This is a genomic window from Aequorivita sp. CIP111184, assembly GCF_900489465.1.
Lineage (GTDB): Bacteria > Bacteroidota > Bacteroidia > Flavobacteriales > Flavobacteriaceae > Aequorivita.
This window is the reverse complement of record NZ_UEFQ01000013.1, coordinates 574,702-592,233: the sequence shown is the minus strand read 5'-3', so window position 1 is coordinate 592,233 and position 17,532 is coordinate 574,702. Positions and strand designations below refer to the sequence as shown.

Annotated in this window: 17 protein-coding genes; 9 read left to right on the top strand and 8 right to left on the bottom strand. The window is 37.1% G+C overall.

Features of this window, described 5'->3' with window-relative positions; all coding sequences use genetic code 11:
- Positions 1–71 precede the first annotated feature (71 nt).
- A complete protein-coding gene (locus AEQU1_RS02850; protein WP_111878619.1) occupies positions 72–941 on the top strand; it encodes an SdiA-regulated domain-containing protein in 870 nt (289 codons plus the stop codon).
- A gap of 15 nt (positions 942–956) precedes the next feature.
- Here AEQU1_RS02850 and AEQU1_RS02845 read toward each other — a convergent pair whose 3' ends face one another.
- Complete coding sequence (locus AEQU1_RS02845; RefSeq protein ID WP_111879036.1) at positions 957–1,904, bottom strand: NAD-dependent epimerase/dehydratase family protein; 948 nt, start codon at positions 1,902–1,904, stop codon at positions 957–959.
- Positions 1,905–2,020: 116 nt separating this feature from the next.
- On the opposite strand from AEQU1_RS02845, the gene AEQU1_RS02840 reads away from it, so the two are divergent.
- The gene (locus AEQU1_RS02840; RefSeq protein ID WP_111878617.1) at positions 2,021–2,611 is read left to right on the top strand and encodes a hypothetical protein; all 591 of its coding nucleotides are present in this window, start codon (positions 2,021–2,023) and stop codon (positions 2,609–2,611) included.
- Between the two features lie 73 nt (positions 2,612–2,684).
- Entirely contained in the window at positions 2,685–4,751 is a 2,067-nt protein-coding gene (locus AEQU1_RS02835) for a M13 family metallopeptidase (protein ID WP_111878615.1), read from the top strand.
- 54 nt (positions 4,752–4,805) lie between these two features.
- Here AEQU1_RS02835 and AEQU1_RS02830 read toward each other — a convergent pair whose 3' ends face one another.
- Entirely contained in the window at positions 4,806–5,612 is an 807-nt protein-coding gene (locus AEQU1_RS02830; RefSeq protein WP_111878614.1) for an NAD(P)H-binding protein, read from the bottom strand.
- On the bottom strand, positions 5,605–7,974 hold the full coding sequence (locus AEQU1_RS02825; protein ID WP_111878613.1) for a M20/M25/M40 family metallo-hydrolase: 2,370 nt from the start codon (positions 7,972–7,974) through the stop codon (positions 5,605–5,607). Before AEQU1_RS02825 ends, AEQU1_RS02830 begins: the two co-directional genes overlap by 8 nt.
- 122 nt (positions 7,975–8,096) lie before the next feature.
- Here AEQU1_RS02825 and AEQU1_RS02820 point away from each other — a divergent pair, with 122 nt between their 5' ends.
- Positions 8,097–8,558 (top strand): CBS domain-containing protein, encoded by a 462-nt coding sequence (locus AEQU1_RS02820; RefSeq protein ID WP_111878611.1) that lies wholly within the window; start codon positions 8,097–8,099, stop codon positions 8,556–8,558.
- On the opposite strand, the gene AEQU1_RS02815 is transcribed toward AEQU1_RS02820, so the two are convergent.
- Complete coding sequence (locus tag AEQU1_RS02815; RefSeq protein ID WP_111878610.1) at positions 8,559–9,140, bottom strand: TMEM175 family protein; 582 nt, start codon at positions 9,138–9,140, stop codon at positions 8,559–8,561.
- Between the two features lie 176 nt (positions 9,141–9,316).
- On the opposite strand from AEQU1_RS02815, the gene AEQU1_RS02810 reads away from it, so the two are divergent.
- From AEQU1_RS02810 to AEQU1_RS02795, 5 genes are all read left to right on the top strand, one after another.
- Positions 9,317–10,075, top strand: a complete 759-nt coding sequence (locus tag AEQU1_RS02810; RefSeq protein ID WP_111879034.1) for a ferritin-like domain-containing protein — start codon at positions 9,317–9,319, stop codon at positions 10,073–10,075.
- A gap of 31 nt (positions 10,076–10,106) precedes the next feature.
- A complete protein-coding gene (locus AEQU1_RS02805; protein WP_111878607.1) occupies positions 10,107–10,934 on the top strand; it encodes a ferritin-like domain-containing protein in 828 nt (275 codons plus the stop codon).
- A gap of 264 nt (positions 10,935–11,198) precedes the next feature.
- A complete protein-coding gene (locus tag AEQU1_RS02800) occupies positions 11,199–11,534 on the top strand; it encodes a single-stranded DNA-binding protein (protein WP_111815382.1) in 336 nt (111 codons plus the stop codon).
- 73 nt (positions 11,535–11,607) lie between these two features.
- Positions 11,608–12,027, top strand: a complete 420-nt coding sequence (locus tag AEQU1_RS16355) for a DEAD/DEAH box helicase (RefSeq protein WP_309300243.1) — start codon at positions 11,608–11,610, stop codon at positions 12,025–12,027.
- Positions 11,993–13,687: a RecQ family ATP-dependent DNA helicase gene (locus AEQU1_RS02795; protein WP_309300242.1), complete on the top strand. Its 1,695-nt coding sequence runs from the start codon at positions 11,993–11,995 to the stop codon at positions 13,685–13,687. Before AEQU1_RS16355 ends, AEQU1_RS02795 begins: the two co-directional genes overlap by 35 nt.
- An 8-nt stretch (positions 13,688–13,695) precedes the next feature.
- Here AEQU1_RS02795 and AEQU1_RS02790 read toward each other — a convergent pair whose 3' ends face one another.
- The 4 genes from AEQU1_RS02790 to AEQU1_RS02775 all read right to left on the bottom strand — a co-directional run bounded on the left by AEQU1_RS02790 (position 13,696) and on the right by AEQU1_RS02775 (position 17,529).
- Positions 13,696–13,890 (bottom strand): hypothetical protein, encoded by a 195-nt coding sequence (locus tag AEQU1_RS02790; protein ID WP_111878606.1) that lies wholly within the window; start codon positions 13,888–13,890, stop codon positions 13,696–13,698.
- A 2-nt stretch (positions 13,891–13,892) separates the two neighbouring features.
- Positions 13,893–14,843, bottom strand: a complete 951-nt coding sequence (locus tag AEQU1_RS02785) for a histone deacetylase (protein WP_111878604.1) — start codon at positions 14,841–14,843, stop codon at positions 13,893–13,895.
- 27 nt (positions 14,844–14,870) lie between these two features.
- The gene (locus AEQU1_RS02780; RefSeq protein ID WP_111878603.1) at positions 14,871–15,287 is read right to left on the bottom strand and encodes an ester cyclase; all 417 of its coding nucleotides are present in this window, start codon (positions 15,285–15,287) and stop codon (positions 14,871–14,873) included.
- A 100-nt stretch (positions 15,288–15,387) separates the two neighbouring features.
- Positions 15,388–17,529 carry a Tex family protein gene (locus AEQU1_RS02775; protein WP_111878602.1) on the bottom strand — a complete coding sequence of 714 codons (2,142 nt, stop codon included), beginning with the start codon at positions 17,527–17,529 and terminating at the stop codon, positions 15,388–15,390.
- Positions 17,530–17,532 lie beyond the last annotated feature (3 nt).

Genomic DNA, 17,532 nt, shown 5'->3' with positions numbered 1-17,532 from the left:
TTTAGCTTAAATTATCGCCTATTTCATTTCAACCAATTGAAAAATTAAAAATCTAACACTACTAAAACTTTATGAACGAAAACAAAATAGCTTTTTGGATAATATTTGGCGTATTAGCCTTTGTCGGTATTTTATGGTATGCCTTTGAAAATCCAGCTCTCAATCCGCGTTTAGAAGAAGAAACCTATACAATAATCCGCAAATGGGATATGCCCGTTGAACTCAATGAAATTTCAGGTATTGGTTGGATTTCTGAAGACAAAATTGCCTGTGTGCAGGATGAGGAAGGTATTATTTTTGTGTATAATCTTTCCACTTCATTGGTAGATTACCAAATCAATTTTTCTAAAGCTGGAGATTATGAAGGACTCGTAATAGTTGACAGCACCGCATATGTTTTGGAAAGTAATGGTGAGATATTTGAGGTTGCGAATTTTTTGAAAACCGATTTCACAGTAAAAAGCTATAAAACTCCTTTTACAGGGAAAAACAATATGGAATCTTTAGGGGTTGATCTCAAGAACAACAGGCTTTTAATGACTGCAAAAAACAAAGATCCACAAGGGAAAGATTATAAAAGTATTTATGCATTTGATCTCGCTACCAAAACAATTTCAAATAACCCTATAGCTAAAATTTCACTTAAAGATCCTGTTTTCCAAATTAAAGATACTGATGACGATGTTGATAAAACCCCTTCTTTTTCACCATCAGATATGGATATAAACCCCGCTGATGGAAATATCTATGTTTTACAGAGCAATCCACCCCAAGTATTAATTATGGATTCCTTGAGCAAGCCGAAAATTATACATTACTTCCACAGTGATATTTTTCCCCAACCCGAAGGAATTACATTCTCTCCAGAAGGAACGCTCTATATATCTAATGAAGGAAAAAATGGCACTGCAAATATTCTTGAGGTAGAGTTTAAAAAGTAATATTGTTGGTCAATATCAATACTTTCCTTTCAAGTTTTCAAGCATAATAGTTGTCATTTCATCTAAAGAAATTTCACTTTTCCAATTCCAATCTTCCTTAGCTTTAGTATCGTCAATGCTTTGCGGCCAGCTATCGGCAATAGCCTGTCTAAAATCGGGCTCATATCCAATCTTAAATTCTGGAATATGTTTCTGAATACTCGCGGTTATTTCTTCTGGATTAAAACTCATTGCGGCAAGATTATAGGAGCTTCTAATTTTAACCTTTTCAGGTTCTGTTTCCATAATATTTACAGTTGCTTTTATTGCATCGTCCATAAACATCATGGGTAGTGTAGTTTCAGCATTTAAAAAACAAATGTATTTTTTGTGTTTTATAGCTTTGTGATATATATCCACCGCATAGTCCGTAGTTCCACCACCCGGAAGTGTTTTATAGCTTATTAATCCAGGATAGCGGATGCTGCGAACATCTACTCCGTAACGGTTAAAATAATATTCACACCAACGCTCGCCAGTTTGCTTGCTTATTCCGTAAACGGTGCTTGGCTCCATAACGGTCCGTTGAGGGGTATTGGTCTTGGGGGTTGTAGGGCCAAAAACTGCAATACTAGAAGGCCAGAATATTTTTTCAATTTTTTTGTCTTTTGCTAAATTCAAGACGTGAAAAAGTGAATTCATATTCAAATTCCATCCTTTCATAGGAAACTTTTCTGCTGTGGCCGAAAGCATAGCCGCCATTAAATAAACATCTGTAATTTCATGGCGTATCACAATTTCTTCAATCGCATTGTAATCCATGGCGTCCAAAATTTCAAACGGACCACCTTTCATCAGTTCATCATCTCCTTCACGAATGTCGCTTGCTATTACTTTATGCTTGCCAAATTTATCCCGCAAATAAACTGTTAATTCCGTTCCTATTTGTCCGCAAGCACCAATGATTAGAATTCGTTTCTTCATATTTTTCTTTTTCAAAAATGAAGTGTAAATATACATATTATCACTTCTTTCAAAGCCAAAAAAAATTATGCTTCATGTAGTTAATAACCAGTATCTTTGTTCCTCTTTTATTTTTTATGAGATTTACAGTTTTCCTTTTAATAATTCTTGGCTTTATTTTTTCATGCGGAAATTCTTCTGAAGAGAATCAAAACCAAGAGCCTACAAATGACGCTTCCATTATTTTTGGCTACAAAGAGTATAGTTTCCCGGAGCTTTCTGCCCCTGCAAAAGAGCAAGCAGTACATTGGGGAGTTTTGGAAGATTTATTTTTGGAAGCAAAAAAAATTAACGGTAGCAATTATGAAGGTTTAAGAACCCATTCTGAACGCTTAAAAGAATACTCAGATTCTATTTTTAAAAACATTCCAGATACACTTAACACTAAGCCCATAAACAGTAGATTGTTAGTTTTAAAAACACGTTCTGAGTTACTCTATCAAACATCACATCAATCTTTATTGGATTCTGCCAAAATTCAAAATTCCGTTAAAGAGATGAACGTTGCTGTAAATAACTTAATAGTGCAACTAAACGAAAAATTTCAGAAAGACAATATAGATTTTCAAAGGAAAGAAGACGAAGAAACCGAATTGAAAAAACAAAAGCGCTATAAAGATTCCATCATGAATTTGGAAATTCAAGACAAAAAGAACAAAAAAGTGTAACAAAAACAAGGAAAAGACAACTTATCATATTATATAAATTCAAACAATAAATACTTTAATCAAAAATCATAAAATGAAGACTAATTTTTTAAAACCCGTTGTTGCTTTTGCAGTTATTGCAGTAGCCGCAACCGCTTGTAAAGAGAAGACCGAAGTTGCGCAGGCAGACACTGAGCCACACGGAATTATTCTTGCAAACATGGACACCACTGTAAGTCCTAAAGCAGATTTTTACAATTATGTGAATGGAAACTGGATGAAAAATAACGAGATTCCAGATGATCAAACCAGTTGGGCTGGATTCACTATTCTAAGAAAAAAGACTGATGCCGATATGCTGGACATTTTGGCAAGAGCAAAAGAAAGCGGAAAATATGCTGAAAAAACAGACCAAGCCAAAGCTTTGATGATATATGAATCTAAGTTGGATTCTGTTTCAAGAAATAAAGCCGGTATTGAACCAATTAAACCAACGCTTGAAAAAATAGCAGCCATGAAAACCATGGAAGATTTTCAAAAATTAATGAGTGAAGATGCAGTTGCAGTTTCACAACCATTTTTGGGTCTTGCCGCATTTTCTAACCCAAGCAATAGTTCAATAAACTCTGCATATATTACACCAGGTGGTTTAGGCCTTCCGGACCGTGATTTTTATACCAATACAGATCCTGCTTCGGTAAAAATACGTGAGCAATATGTAGATCATATTACAAGAATGCTTCAGTTTTTAGGCGATTCTGAAGAATCTGCCCGTAAGCAAGCAGAAATCATTCTTGCTTTTGAAACAAAACTTGCTACTCCAAGATTGGACAAAGTGGCGAGTCGTGATTTCAGGAACTTCAACAATCCAAGAAGTATTGATGAACTTCAAAAAATGCTTCCACAACTTCAGTGGGAAGAGGCATTTAAAGGTATGGGTGTTACCAAAAAAATGGATACTGTTATCGTGATGCAACCAAAATACATGGAAACATTGAAGCAAATGTTCGCGAAGCCAGATTTTGATACTTGGAAAACTGTGATGCGTTGGTCAACTTTAAACAGTTCTGCTGGTATGTTGACAACAGAAATTGATAAAGCTAATTTTGATTTTTATGAAACGACTCTAAAAGGCACCAAAAAACAAAAACCTGCGACCGAACGTGCATTAGCAACTGTTAATGGAAGTGTAGGTGAAGCTTTGGGTAAATTATATGTGGATGAGATGTTTCCGCCAGAAGCAAAAGAAAAAGCAGAAACAATGATTACTAACGTCATTGCAGCTTATAAAGACCGAATCAACGCTTTAGATTGGATGAGCGATAGCACAAAAGTAAAAGCCATTGAAAAACTAGACAAGTTTACTGTAAAGATTGGATACCCAGATAAATGGAAAGATTATTCATCTATGGAAGTGAAAACTGGAAATACATATTATGACAATATGGTAGCCGTTCAAACTTGGAACATGAAAGACAATCTTGAAAAAATAGATGAGCCCGTAGACCGCACTGAATGGGGAATGAGCCCACAAACAGTGAATGCTTATTTTAACCCATTCAATAACGAAATCGTTTTCCCAGCAGCAATTCTTCAACCACCTTTCTACGATTACAAGGCAGATGAAGCTGTAAATTATGGTGGAATTGGCGCCGTAATTGGTCATGAGATTTCGCATGCTTTTGATGATAGCGGTTCACGTTTTGACGCTAACGGAAACTTGGTAAACTGGTGGACAGATAAAGATCTTGAAAACTTTACCCAACGCGGTGATAAACTTGCGGAGCAATACAGTAGTGTTGAGGTTTTAGACAGCGTTTACATCAACGGGAAATTTACTTTAGGCGAAAACATTGGCGATCTTGGCGGTGTACTTGCTGCTTATGATGGTTTACAACGTTTTTACAAAGAAAATGGACGTCCTGATAACATTGATGGTTTTACGCCAGAACAACGTTTCTTTATGAGCTGGGCCACAGTATGGCGCACCAAATCTCGTGAAGAGGCACTTCGCAACCAAGTGAAAACAGACCCACATTCTCCAGGAATGGTTCGTGCTACACAACCCTTGCTAAATGTTGACTCTTTTTATGAAGCTTTTGATATTAAAGAAGGCGACCCAATGTACCTTGCTCCGGAAGACAGAGTTCGTATTTGGTAGTTTTTAAAGTATTTTATTGAAATGAAAAGGAGCTGTAAAAGGCTCCTTTTTTTATTATAGAGAAGTTTTAAATGAATAATTTAAAATCTTTTCCAAATTTTCAGAATCCACCTGTTTAAAAATTTCATTGGTATCTCCTTCAGCAAAAGTTGGCGGTTCCAAACCAAGCTCTTTTGTTTTTTGAATATAATAGTCTGATTTTTTGGGATGGTCTGGGTTTACAGCATTAAAAACATTACCGAAAGCGTCCTGTTTTAAAATTTCAATTAAAATAGTAATACAATCATCACGGTGAATTAAATTTACCGGCGCATTACCATCGCTTAAATCTTTTCGCCCAGCTAAGTATTTTGCGGGCTGACGACTACCGCCAATTAATCCTCCAAAACGCACAACGGTAGTTTGCAATTCTTCTGAATTAATAAATAATTCTTCCACTTGTCGCAATTGTTTTCCAGCAATGGTATCGGGTTGTGGTTCGTTATTTTCAGTTACATTTCCCTGTGAATCATCATAAACTGAAGTGCTGCTAATCAAAATTATTTTTTCAACAGAAGATTCCTTTATGGCTTCAAGCAAATGGGTCATTTTCAAAACATAATCTGCCCCAGTATTTTTTCGGAGTCCAGGCGGAATCATGATCATCAAACAATCGGCATTCTTCAGCAGTGTTTTTACTTCCCCTATAACTCCGATCTCAGATATCTCCAAGGGATAGGCATCAAAACCATTCTTCTGGAGCATCGTGGCTTTTTCAATGGTTGTTACAGAACCCTTTACCATATATCCAAGCATATTCAATCGATACGCTAAAGGTTGCCCAAGCCATCCTAATCCTGCAATGGCAATTGTTTTATTCATTGTTTAAAATTATTTCGGAATTGAGCTGCAAGGTATCTATAACTTTTCTTTTTAAAGAATTAATGGAAAATGTGCGCTTAACTGCTACTGCATCAGTAACCACAAAAGGTTTTGGCATCGTATAATCTGGTCTTTTTGCAATTTCGAATTGCGAATTTGCCATTAAATCGAAAGAATATTCCATCACTTTAAACGAAACAGATGCATCTTTTTCTACTGAAAATTTAACTTTCAAGGAATCATTTTCGGAAACGTAATAATTGATGAGCGCACTATTTTTGGTGCCACGATAATCATTTATAGAATCTAAACCATTTGCTTTTTTCCCGTTGAATTCCAAAAATTTAAAACGAGTATCTTCAATACTATACAAATCTATTTTGTTCACGCTCCGCTTCGGAACAATTGTAAATTTTACATTCCGAAGGTTTTCAACCAAAGTATCTTCATTCAAAATCACTTCAAAATCTGGAATATTTTTCTCGGGAGCTTTGGCAGCATAAATGAAATTGGTTCCGTATTTATTATAAGAAGCTTCACCTAAAACTTTGGACGCATTTTCAGGTTTTTCACCAAAATATTGCTTTGTCCATTCGTCAATTTCTTTGTCATAAGTGAGCCAATAGGTTTTGTTAGTATCTGTATCTTTATAATAAACGAGGCTGTTTGGTTTTTTCCTTTCTTCGGAAAAATCACTTTTTGTATGTGCTTTTATAAAGAAAAATACCGCAAGTAGAAAGCACAGAACTGAAAGTATTCCTTTCCATTTATAATACCCAAAAACTGGCCAAAGGAGCGAAAAAAGCAAAACAGTGAACACACAACTAATCACAAGCATTTTTAAGCCCAAACCAACTGGGAAAAATTGAATGAGTGGCGCAAAAATAAACAGTGCGGGAGCTGCCAAAAGCGCCATTGCCAAAAGACTGGCACGTTCCTGCCGAAGCATTACAAAAAAAGACAACAATCCAAAAAACACAGGAATAATAAAGAAGGCGGCACCTTTAAGAATAATAAATACTGCTACGTTTATAAATAACCAAAACAATAGCGGAGCAATATAAAATGAAGGCTCGTTGAATTTTTTGGTGAATCTTTTATAAATGGCAAACGTAATTGCTAATGAAAGAAAGACAAAAAACGCAATGTACCAATGTCCATTATAGGTAAAACCTTGCTGGATTTCGGAGTATTGTGGGTAAAGCGACAAGATTAATTTCCAACCAAATAAACCAATAAGTCCGCAAAAAATTAGAGAAAGCAAAAAAGGAACAAAGCCAAGAGCCATTGCTTTTCCGTTAAGTTTTCTTCTGTAAAGTCCGTAAAAAATTAGAAACAAAAACAGTAAAGTTGCTAAAATAAGCATTGGTAAAATCCACGAAAAAGGATAGCTTATCATTTTTACCAAAGGAAGATTTACGTATACATCATCCGTTTCCGACTTCATCTTTGAAAGATCAGCATTGGCAAAATAATGAATAAGCGGAAGCAGATAACTACCTTGGTGAGCAAGGCTATTTCTACTTAAATTCTGAAAAGTATCATTAGCGGTATGATAATTAAAATGACTATCAATAAAAGCGAAGAAAAAACTATCAATATCGCCGTCTTCCCTAAAAATAGTAGAATCGGTATCATTCGGGAGCATTTTGTAAACACTGTACATTAAAGAAGATGCGACGGGATAATCGGGATTTGCTTGTATAAATTCCTTAACCAAGTTTGAATTACCGCCGTTGGTTTCCAAAATCATATTGCTTGGGCCGCTACTACCTCGTGCTTCAAAATTGAGCACTAAACCTACGTTTTTTGACCAAGGATGTTCGTTTACGAAAAGTTTGGCTCCGTCCAGCCCAATTTCTTCAGCATCTGAAAAAAGAATTATAATGTCGTTTTTCGGTTTTTCACCCGAAGCGAGATAGGCACGAACGCTTTCCAAAATAGTAACCAAGCCACTTCCAGCATCGCTAGCTCCAAAAGAAGGAACAAGAGCACTATCGTAATGCGTAAGTAGCAACAGTGCTTTTCCATCTTCTGAACCTTTTATTCGTGCAACAATATTTATGGGTTTATCAAGTGTTTTTGATTCTGGGTTGAGGCTAAACCCTTCTTGAATGTGCGGATCGAGACCAAGTTTTTGCAATTCAGAAATTAAAAATTCACGAACTTCTTCGTGGCCTTTAGAACCTAAATAATGTGGTTTTTTTGAAATTTCGCTCAATGGCTGCAAAGCTTTATCTACAGAAAATTCAGTTGCCGAAACAGGCTCGTCTACATCGTAATGTGGTGTCAATCCATAAAAACTGTAAAAGACCAATGCAATAATGAGCAGTAGTGAAAGGATGGCACCAAGTTTTTTCATGGTTGGGAAGTTTAGGTTGTTAAAAATACAATTTTAATCTGAAGCGTTTTTTCATCCATATATATTCATTTCTGCAGTTTGATAAAATTGACTATATTAGAAGTTCGCAAAAATTTGATACTATGGGAATTAAAAGTTTTATTGGCAGAAGGGCTAAGCCCCAAAAAGGTTCTTCGGAAAAAATAAAGGTTTCCGATTATATGACTCGAAATCTCACGACCTTCAAACCAGACCAATCTGTGCTAGAAGTAATAGAAATTCTTTTAAAGAAAAGAATTTCTGGCGGCCCAGTTGTTAACGATAAAAATGAATTGGTCGGTATCATTTCCGAAGGCGATTGTATGAAACAACTGAGTGACTGTCGCTACCACAACCACCCAATGGAAGACGTGAAAGTTGAACTACATATGATTAAAAACGTTGATACCATTGATGGTGAAATGAACGTACTGGATGCAGCCAGTAAATTTTTGGAATCAAAGCACCGACGTTTTCCGATAATAGAAAATGGAAAGCTAGTTGGCCAGATAAGCCAGCGTGATGTGCTAAGGGCAGCTATGGAATTAAAAGGACAATCTTGGTAGTTATACTTTTTCCCTAAAAATAATCTCAATCCGTCTATCGGGAATCAACCATATTAAAGCTACACAAATATATAGTGCTCCGGCAATCCACGGACTATAAAAAGAGGCAATAATAGCAACGACATAAATTATTGGAGATGCTTTTCCTTTCAAATCATTTCCCAATGCCTTCGCCAATAGAGAATCTTTTCCCTGCACCGCCAAAATTCTATTCTGAAGAATAAAAAAGGCAATTGCGGCCATCAATAGCACAGCTCCGTAAAGAGCCATTGGCAATTCGGAAAAATGATTTTCACCAATCCAGCCCGTAACAAAAGGGATTAAGGAAAGCCAAAACAACAAATGAAGATTGGCCCATAGAATTCCACCATTAATTTTTTGTACGGCATGCATCATATGGTGGTGGTTGTTCCAGTAAATACCTACATAAATAAAACTAAGTATATAACTCAAGAATACAGGCAACACGGATTTTAGTGCGGCTAAATCTGTTCCTTCCGGCACCTTTAGTTCTAAGACCATTATAGTGATTATTATGGCGAGAACACCATCGCTGAATGCTTCAAGTCTGTTGCTGTTCATACTGATAACTTAGCTCTCTTACATTATTGAATTCATACTTCCAGCCACTATAACCTACCATTTTTGCGTTATTTAACTCTTTTTGGTAAACCGTTGGTAAACATTTAACCTTAATATTAAAACCAAAGGTGTGATTACTACGTAAATTTAAAACATTAACCAAAACAAACATGATTATGAAAAACAAAATTGAAAAAGAGTTCCCAACAACCCAAAATGATCGCAGGAGATTTTTGAAGCTTAGCGGAGCAGCCTTAGTAGGTACCGGCTTATTTTTTATGACTGGGTGTAGCGACGATGATGAAGTTATGACGCTCGAAACCCCACCAGATCAATTTGATTTAGGAGGTGGAAATCTAGGAATCTTAAATTATGCATATGCCTTAGAACAATTAGAGGCAGCATTTTATACAAAGGTTATACAAGGTAGCTATTATGCTGGTGCACCTTCCAGAGAAAAAACCTTATTCAAGGATATTTATAATCACGAGGTAATCCATAGAGATTTCTTCAAAACTGCCATTAGTGCAGCTGTGGACCAAAGTATGGTTCTTCCAGATTTGGAATTTGATTTCTCTTCAGTTGATTTCAGCAGTAGGGATGCCGTTCTCGGACTCTCACAGGTATTGGAAGATACTGGTGTTAGAGCCTATAATGGCGCAGGACAGTTAATTGATGTTAGTAATGCTGCAGGTCAGACATACTTATTATTAGCAGGAAAAATAGTCTCTGTGGAAGCAAGACATGCGTCCGCAATTAGAGATTTAATAAATCCAGGTTCAATGGATTTTGCCGGTGATGATATTTTAATAGGTCTAGGCGGAACCGCTCCTGCTTTTGATCAAGCAGCAGCTCCAAAGACAGTGTTAAATGAGGTTATAGCAACCGGATTCTTGAAAACTGAATTCACAGCATTTAACTTACCGAATTTCTAAAATTAACTATCAATCTTAAAAACATAATATTATGAATTTTATAAAAATATTAGATATTCTTTCAGACGATAAGCTTTTAAAAGAGAAGAGCTCTAGAAGGGATTCATTTCAACAATTTAAAAATGTAGGGAAAAATGTTGCCTTGGCATCAATACCTTTTGCTTTGGCCGCAACGAGCTCCAAAACTAAAGCTGCTACTCTTGCTATGGGTTTTGGAAACAAAATGGCTTCCAACGAGGATGTACTAAAATTTGCACTAACCTTAGAATATTTGGAACGCGAATTTTACCAATTGGGCTTAGATAGTGGGGTTATTCCATCAGAGGATGAAACCGTATTTTCTACTATTTCCAGACATGAGGATGCACACGTAGATTTTCTACTTGCGGCACTGGGTTTACAAGATGGTGATCTAAAACCAGAGTTCGATTTCACTGGAGCACCTGGTGGATTAAACCTTGACCCCTTTAATGATTACCCAACCTTTATGGCGCTTGCACAAGGGTTTGAAGACACGGGAGTTCGTGCTTATAAAGGGCAGGCTGGAGCATTGGCCAATGACGATACCTTATTGACCTACGCTTTGCAGATTCACTCTGTTGAAGCGCGCCATGCGGCACAGGTAAGAAGAATGCGCGGAGAAAAGGGCTGGATTACTAGATCTCAAAATACTTTGCCATCAGCTTTTGCTCCCATTTATGGAGGTGAAACTCCGGAGAGTAATCTCGTTCAGGGTGGTGTAAACTTAAGCGGGTTGTTCGGTTCCGTAGGTGGCGACGATGCCGTTACTGAGGCTTTCGATGAACCTTTGACTATGAACGAAGTTCTTGCTATTGGCGGTATCTTTATCGTTTCCTAATCAAAATAAATACACATTTGAAGAATAAATTCTGGACATTCCAGGATTTTTTTTTGATGTTTTTCGAAATTCTGAAAAGAGCTCCGAATACTATAAACATTGGATTTTCTTAAAATAAGATATGTTTTCAAACGCTTACAAACAACTATAAACGATAGTAAATACGTAACAACCAACTAAAATTTAGAAGCCAATGTAAGTTTGTCCTGTCGAATAAAAATAACTTCGATAGTATCAATTGTTTAACATTAAAATTTAGAAATCATGAACGCACTTAGAAACAAAGTACAGTTGATTGGAAGATTGGGCCAAGACCCAGAAATCGTAACTTTTGCCGATGGCAATAAAATGGCCAAATTCTCAATGGCCACAGATGACAGTTACAAAGACAAAGAGGGTCAAAAAGTAGAACGCACCTATTGGCACAACGTAGTTGTAAAAGGTGGACTCGTTAAGGTGGTCGAAAATTATGTGACCAAAGGTCAGGAGATCGTAATAGAAGGAAAGCTTACGAATAGGTCGTGGGATGATAAGGAGGGCAATAAACATTATATTACTGAAGTATTTTGCAACGAGCTAGTCATGCTGGGGAGTAAATAAAACGACTGGCCAACCAAGCCTCCCGATTAAATTCGGGAGGCTTTTTAAATTTGAAATCTTTATTTTTACAGCAATGGATACAACTACTCAATTAAACATATTCGATTTGCTCAAAACGCATTTCGGTTACGAGAAATTTCTACCAAATCAGGAAGAAATCATAAATAATATATTAGATCAAAAAGACACCATCGCAATTATGCCCACAGGCGGCGGGAAATCGTTGTGCTTTCAATTGCCCGCATTGGCTATGGAAGGAACTGCAATTATTGTTTCTCCACTAATTGCTTTGATGAAAGATCAAGTGGATGCATTAAAAGCCAATGGAATTTCAGCTACCTTTTTCAACAGTTCACAACCTTACGAAGAGCAGCAACAAGTTTTAAAAGATCTGCAAAATGAAAATTTAAAATTATTATATGTAGCCCCCCGAAAGCCTTCCTCTATTGAATTTTATTTTGAATTCAATAAAAATAAGTCTATTCGCCGTTGACGAAGCTCATTGTATTTCCAGTTGGGGCCACGATTTTCGCCCAGCTTATACGCAACTAAAAAGTTTAAAAGAACAATTTCCACACGTTCCATTGATAGCGCTTACCGCTACTGCAGATAAACCTACGCGGGAAGACATTGCAACGCAGCTTGCAATTCCGAATGCAAAAACATTTATAGCTTCCTTTGATAGACCAAATCTATATTTAGATGTTAGATCTGGACAAAATCGCAATAAGCAGATTTTAAATTTCATTGCCAGACGAGGCAGGCAAAGTGGTATTATTTATTGCTTAAGCAGAAAGAGCACCGAAAAACTAGCCGCAACACTCAAGTCCAAAGGCCATGAGGCTGAAGCTTACCACGCCGGACTTACGGCTGAAGAGAGAAATACTATACAAGATAACTTTTTGAATGACCGAACGCCAATTATTGTTGCGACAATAGCCTTTGGAATGGGGATCGACAAAAGCAACGTGCGCTGGGTAATTCATTATAATATGCCAAAAAACATTGAAGGTTATTATCAGGAGATTGGTCGTAGCGGAAGAGATGGTTTGGCTTCTCATACAATTCTTTTTTACAGTTTCGCAGATGTTATTATGCTCCGGAAGTTTGCTGAAGGAACTGCAACCGAAGCTTATCAGCTGGCGAAACTTGAAAGAATACAGCAATTTGCAGAAGCCTTAAGCTGCAGAAGAAAGGCCCTATTGGGCTATTTTGGAGAACATATTACAGAAGATTGCGGGAATTGCGATATCTGCAAAACCCCACCAAAATATTTTGACGGTACGCTTATCGCCCAAAAAGTATGTTCCGCGGTGGCGAGATTGCAGGAACAAGAAGCATTAGGAATGGTTTTGGACGTACTTCGCGGATCACAAAATGCTCAAGTGTACGACAAAGGTTATCAAAATATAAAAACTTTCGGAGCTGCAAAAGACATTTCGTGGCGGGATTTGCAGCAATATATTATCCAGCTTCTAAATCAAGGAGTTTTACAAATCTATTTTCACGAAAACGGGCGCTTGTTGCTTACTCCTTTCGCAAAAAAAGTTTTGTACGAGGGTAAAAAAGTTCGGTTGGCAAACGTAATTCAAGAAGTAGAAAAAGTAAAAACAGAAAAAACGCCTCGAAAACGCGCTGATCTTTTTGAAAAGTTGAAAACACTTCGCATAAAATTAGCACAGGAAGCTGGTATGCCTGCTTATATCGTGTTCAGCGACGCAGCGTTAGAAGATATGGAATACAAGAAGCCACGCAACCGTGAAGATTTTGCAGAAATTTCCGGAGTTGGAGAAGCAAAACTAGAAAAGTATGCAGATGATTTTCTAAAAGTCATCAATCGGCATTTGGACAGTACGGAAAGTGATTTGCCAACCCACGAACGCAGTTACAAAATGTTTACTGCAGATAATCTTTCTCCGTTAGAAATCGCTGAGCAACGCGGACTTTCGGAAGATTCTGTTTATGGGCACTTCATAAAAATGCATCAATTAGGAAGTGAATTTAACTTTTCAGAATTCATTACTTCTGAAGAAATTCAACAAATAAAAAAAGCTCAAAAGACACTTGCAGATCCAGAAGCATTAAAACCGTACTTCGAATATTTTGAAGAAAAAATTCCATATTGGAAGATAAAACTTGGGCTGTATTTGTGATTTCAAATTTAGAATTCTAAATTTAATTCTAAAAAATTAAAACGTTCTAATCGATTTGCTTTGCTCATATCAAAACAAGGGCAACGCTTACATCGTTTGTGTTCCCCCTTTTTGAGGTACTTTTTGCAGCATTCTTCCTTCAACCCTTTTTTTAGCTTACTTGGAGAAGCTTTAGAGAGGATAGATTTTTCCTTTTTTGACATTTTTAAAAATAAATCTCCTTTGCCAATCTAAAAGTATTAGCGTGTGCCTCAATTATAATCTTTATTTCTGGCGAATAACCACCTCCCATACTCACTGCAACCGGAATTTTCAAATCTTTGCATAGTTGCAAAACAAATCGATCCCGTTCTTTGCAACCTTCTACAGTACAATTAAGTCTACCTAATTTGTCGGTTTCCAAAATATCTACTCCACTTAAATAAAATATGAAATCGGGTTTCTGTTCTTCAATCAACTTTGGTAAAGTTTCTTTTAATTTTTGAAGATAAATTGCATCGCCACTTCCATCGGGAATGGCAATATCCAAATCACTTTTTTCTTTTTCAAAAGGATAATTTCCTGCACCGTGCATAGAAAATGTAAAAACGCTTTCGTCATTTTCAAAAATTTTGGCGGTGCCGTTACCTTGGTGAACGTCCAAATCCACTATTAATATTTTGTTGACAACGACGTTGTCGTTCCGCACCTGTTGCGGAACCGTTTTATCGACTGTTCCATATTTCATCAAAAGGTATTTCGCCGCAATCGCTTGATCATTCAACAAACAAAATCCTTCCCCGTGATCGGTATAGGCGTGGTGTGTGCCGCCGGCAATGTTCATTGCAATGCCATATTTCAATGCATATTCACAACAATCAATCGTCCCTTGGGAAATAATCCTTCCTCGTTGTACAAGCGCCTCGGAAAGTGGAAACCCAATTTTTCGTGCTGCACTTTTATCTAAAGTAAGATTCAGTAAACTATTAAAATATTCCTTTGTGTGCACCGCGAGAATATTTTCTTCGGAAAGCATTTTTGGTTCAAAAAAGTTTTCGGCTTTGCAGGTTCCTTCGTGCAACAATTGTTGTGGAAGCAACTCATATTTAGACATAGGAAAACGGTGTCCTTTGGGCAGAGGGTGTTTGTAGATGGGGTGGAAAGCAATTTTAAGCATTCAGCGTATGTAATTTGAACTGAATCCTTATGAAGTGGGATCAAAGCCCAATTGTTTCAAAATTCCAAGTTCATCGGTACTTCCCCAACGTTCTATTAATTTACCATCTTCAAAACGACTTATTTGCATGCCTCGGACTTGAAAACTTTTTCCAGTAGGGGAAATTCCCATAAAATTTCCTTTATGTGTGCCAGAAGCAGTATATGCAAAACTTACATTTTCCTCATCCGTAACCATGTGTTTCACATCAACTTTAAAGTCTGGAAAAGCTTTTCGCATCATACTAAAAAAATCAATAAATCCTTGCGCTCCTTTTCCCTGTATTTCAGCTGGATCGTGGTCTTTTACATTTTCTGAAACAACCCCACGGATGTTTTCCAAATTTCCTGAATTTACTGCATCGCCAAATGTTTCCTGTGCCTGAATGTTCCTTTCTTTACTCATAATTATTTTCCTTTCAAGATAAGAAATATTCAGATCAACCACTTTTGTTTTAGATGGTTTGGGAAATGTTTAGCAATTGCTGAAAACTATTTTGAAGAATTTAATTTTTGTGTAATTTCAGCTGAATTCGCTTTCTGGGCACATCAACCTCCAATACTTTTACCACAATTTGTTGGTGCAAATGCACGTGCTCACTAACATCTGAAACATATTTGTCGGCAAGGTTCGAAACGTGAATTAAGCCACTTTCCTTTATTCCAATATCCACAAAACAGCCGAAATTAGTAATGTTATTCACAATTCCAGGCAGCAATTGGCCTTCCTGCAAATCTTTAATGGTTTTTATATTTTGGTTGAAAGTGAAAACTTTCGCCTCTTCGCGAATGTCAAGTCCTGGTTTTTCCAATTCCTTGATAATATCTTGCAAAGTGGGAAGTCCAATTTTTTCTGAAGTGTATTTTTCTAAATCTATTTTCTGAAGCAGCGCTTTATTTCCAATCAATTCAAAAATTTTTACCCCTTCATCCTTCGCCATTTTTGAAACCACCGAATAACTTTCGGGATGCACGGAAGAATCGTCTAATGGATTTTTACCGTTTTTTATTCGAAGAAATCCGGCTGCCTGCTCAAACGCTTTTCCGCCTAAACGTGGAACTTTTTTAACTTCTTCTCTTGAAGAGAATGCACCGTTTTCTTCACGATAATTTACCACATTTTCAGCCAGTTTTGGGCCGATTCCCGATACGTAACTCAGTAAAGGAATGCTTGCGGTATTTATATTCACCCCAACAGAATTTACACACATTTCTACAGATGTGTCCAACGAACTTTTCAATTTTGACTGATCCACATCGTGCTGATATTGACCAACACCGATGGATTTTGCGTCAATTTTTACCAGTTCCGCCAAAGGATCCTGCAAACGGCGGCCGATAGAAACTGAACCGCGAACGGTAACATCATAATTCGGAAATTCATCCCGAGCAATTTTTGAAGCCGAGTAGATAGATGCCCCAGCCTCGCTCACCACAAAAACCTGCATCGGGTTTTTAAACTGAATTCGTTTTATAAATTGCTCTGTTTCCCGCGAAGCAGTTCCATTTCCTATAGCGATGGCTTCTATTTTATAAGCATCTGCTAGCGAGCTTATCTTTTTTATCGCGCCTTTGGTGTCGTTTTTTGGCGCATGTGGATAAATGGTTTCATTGTGCTGTAAACCGCCTTGAGCGTCAAGACAAACAACTTTACAACCACTTTTAAAACCAGGATCAATAGCCAAAACCCGCTTTTCACCCAAAGGCGAACCTAGCAAAAGTTGTTTTAAGTTTTTGGCGAAAACATTAATTGCGGTTTCATCTGCTTTCTCTTTGGCTGCAGATAATGCTTCATTTGAAAGTGCTGGAAACAAAAGCCGTTTGTAGCTATCTTCAATTGCAAGTTTTATTTGTTTTGAAGCAGCATCGTTCAGTTTTACAACGCGATCTTCAATTTTTGAGATTGCTTTTTCATCATCAATTTCTATTTTTTGGCGAATGAACCCTTCGGAAGTTGCGCGCAGAATTGCCAGCAATCGGTGTGAGGGAATTCTATTTAAAGCTTCGTTCCAATCAAAATAATCACGGAATTTCTGCGCTTTTTCGTCATCTTCAAGCTTCTTTACAACTTTGGTTGAAATCGCTGCAAAACGCTCCAATTGGTGCCGCAGCATATTCCGAATATCGGTGCGTTCGTTGATCCATTCAGCTATAATGTGGCGTGCGCCTTCCAAAGCTTCTTCTTTAGAATTTACTTCGCCTTTCACATATTTTAATGCGATTGAAGAAATATCAGAAGTCCCGAGACTTCGGGTCTGGGCCATTAAAATTTTCGCCAACGGCTCCAACCCATTTTCTCGGGCGGTGTCTGCCTTTGTTTTTCGCTTTTTTTTGTACGGCAGATACAAATCTTCCAAAGCGATTAAATCTGTAGCTCCCTCAATTTTCTTCTGAAGTTCAGAAGTCAAAACCTTCTGTTCTTCCAAAGATTTAAGGATAGCTGTTTTGCGTTTTTCAAGCGCTTCAAACTGCTCTTTGAATTTTACGATATCGCCAATCTGAACCTCATCCAGATTTCCCGTTAATTCTTTTCTATAGCGTGAAATAAAAGGAATGGTGCAATCTTCGTTTAAAAGCTTTACAGTGTTTTGAACGCTTTTTTCAGGAAGTTGGGTTTGGGAGGTTATGTATTGAAAGAGGCTTTTCATAAT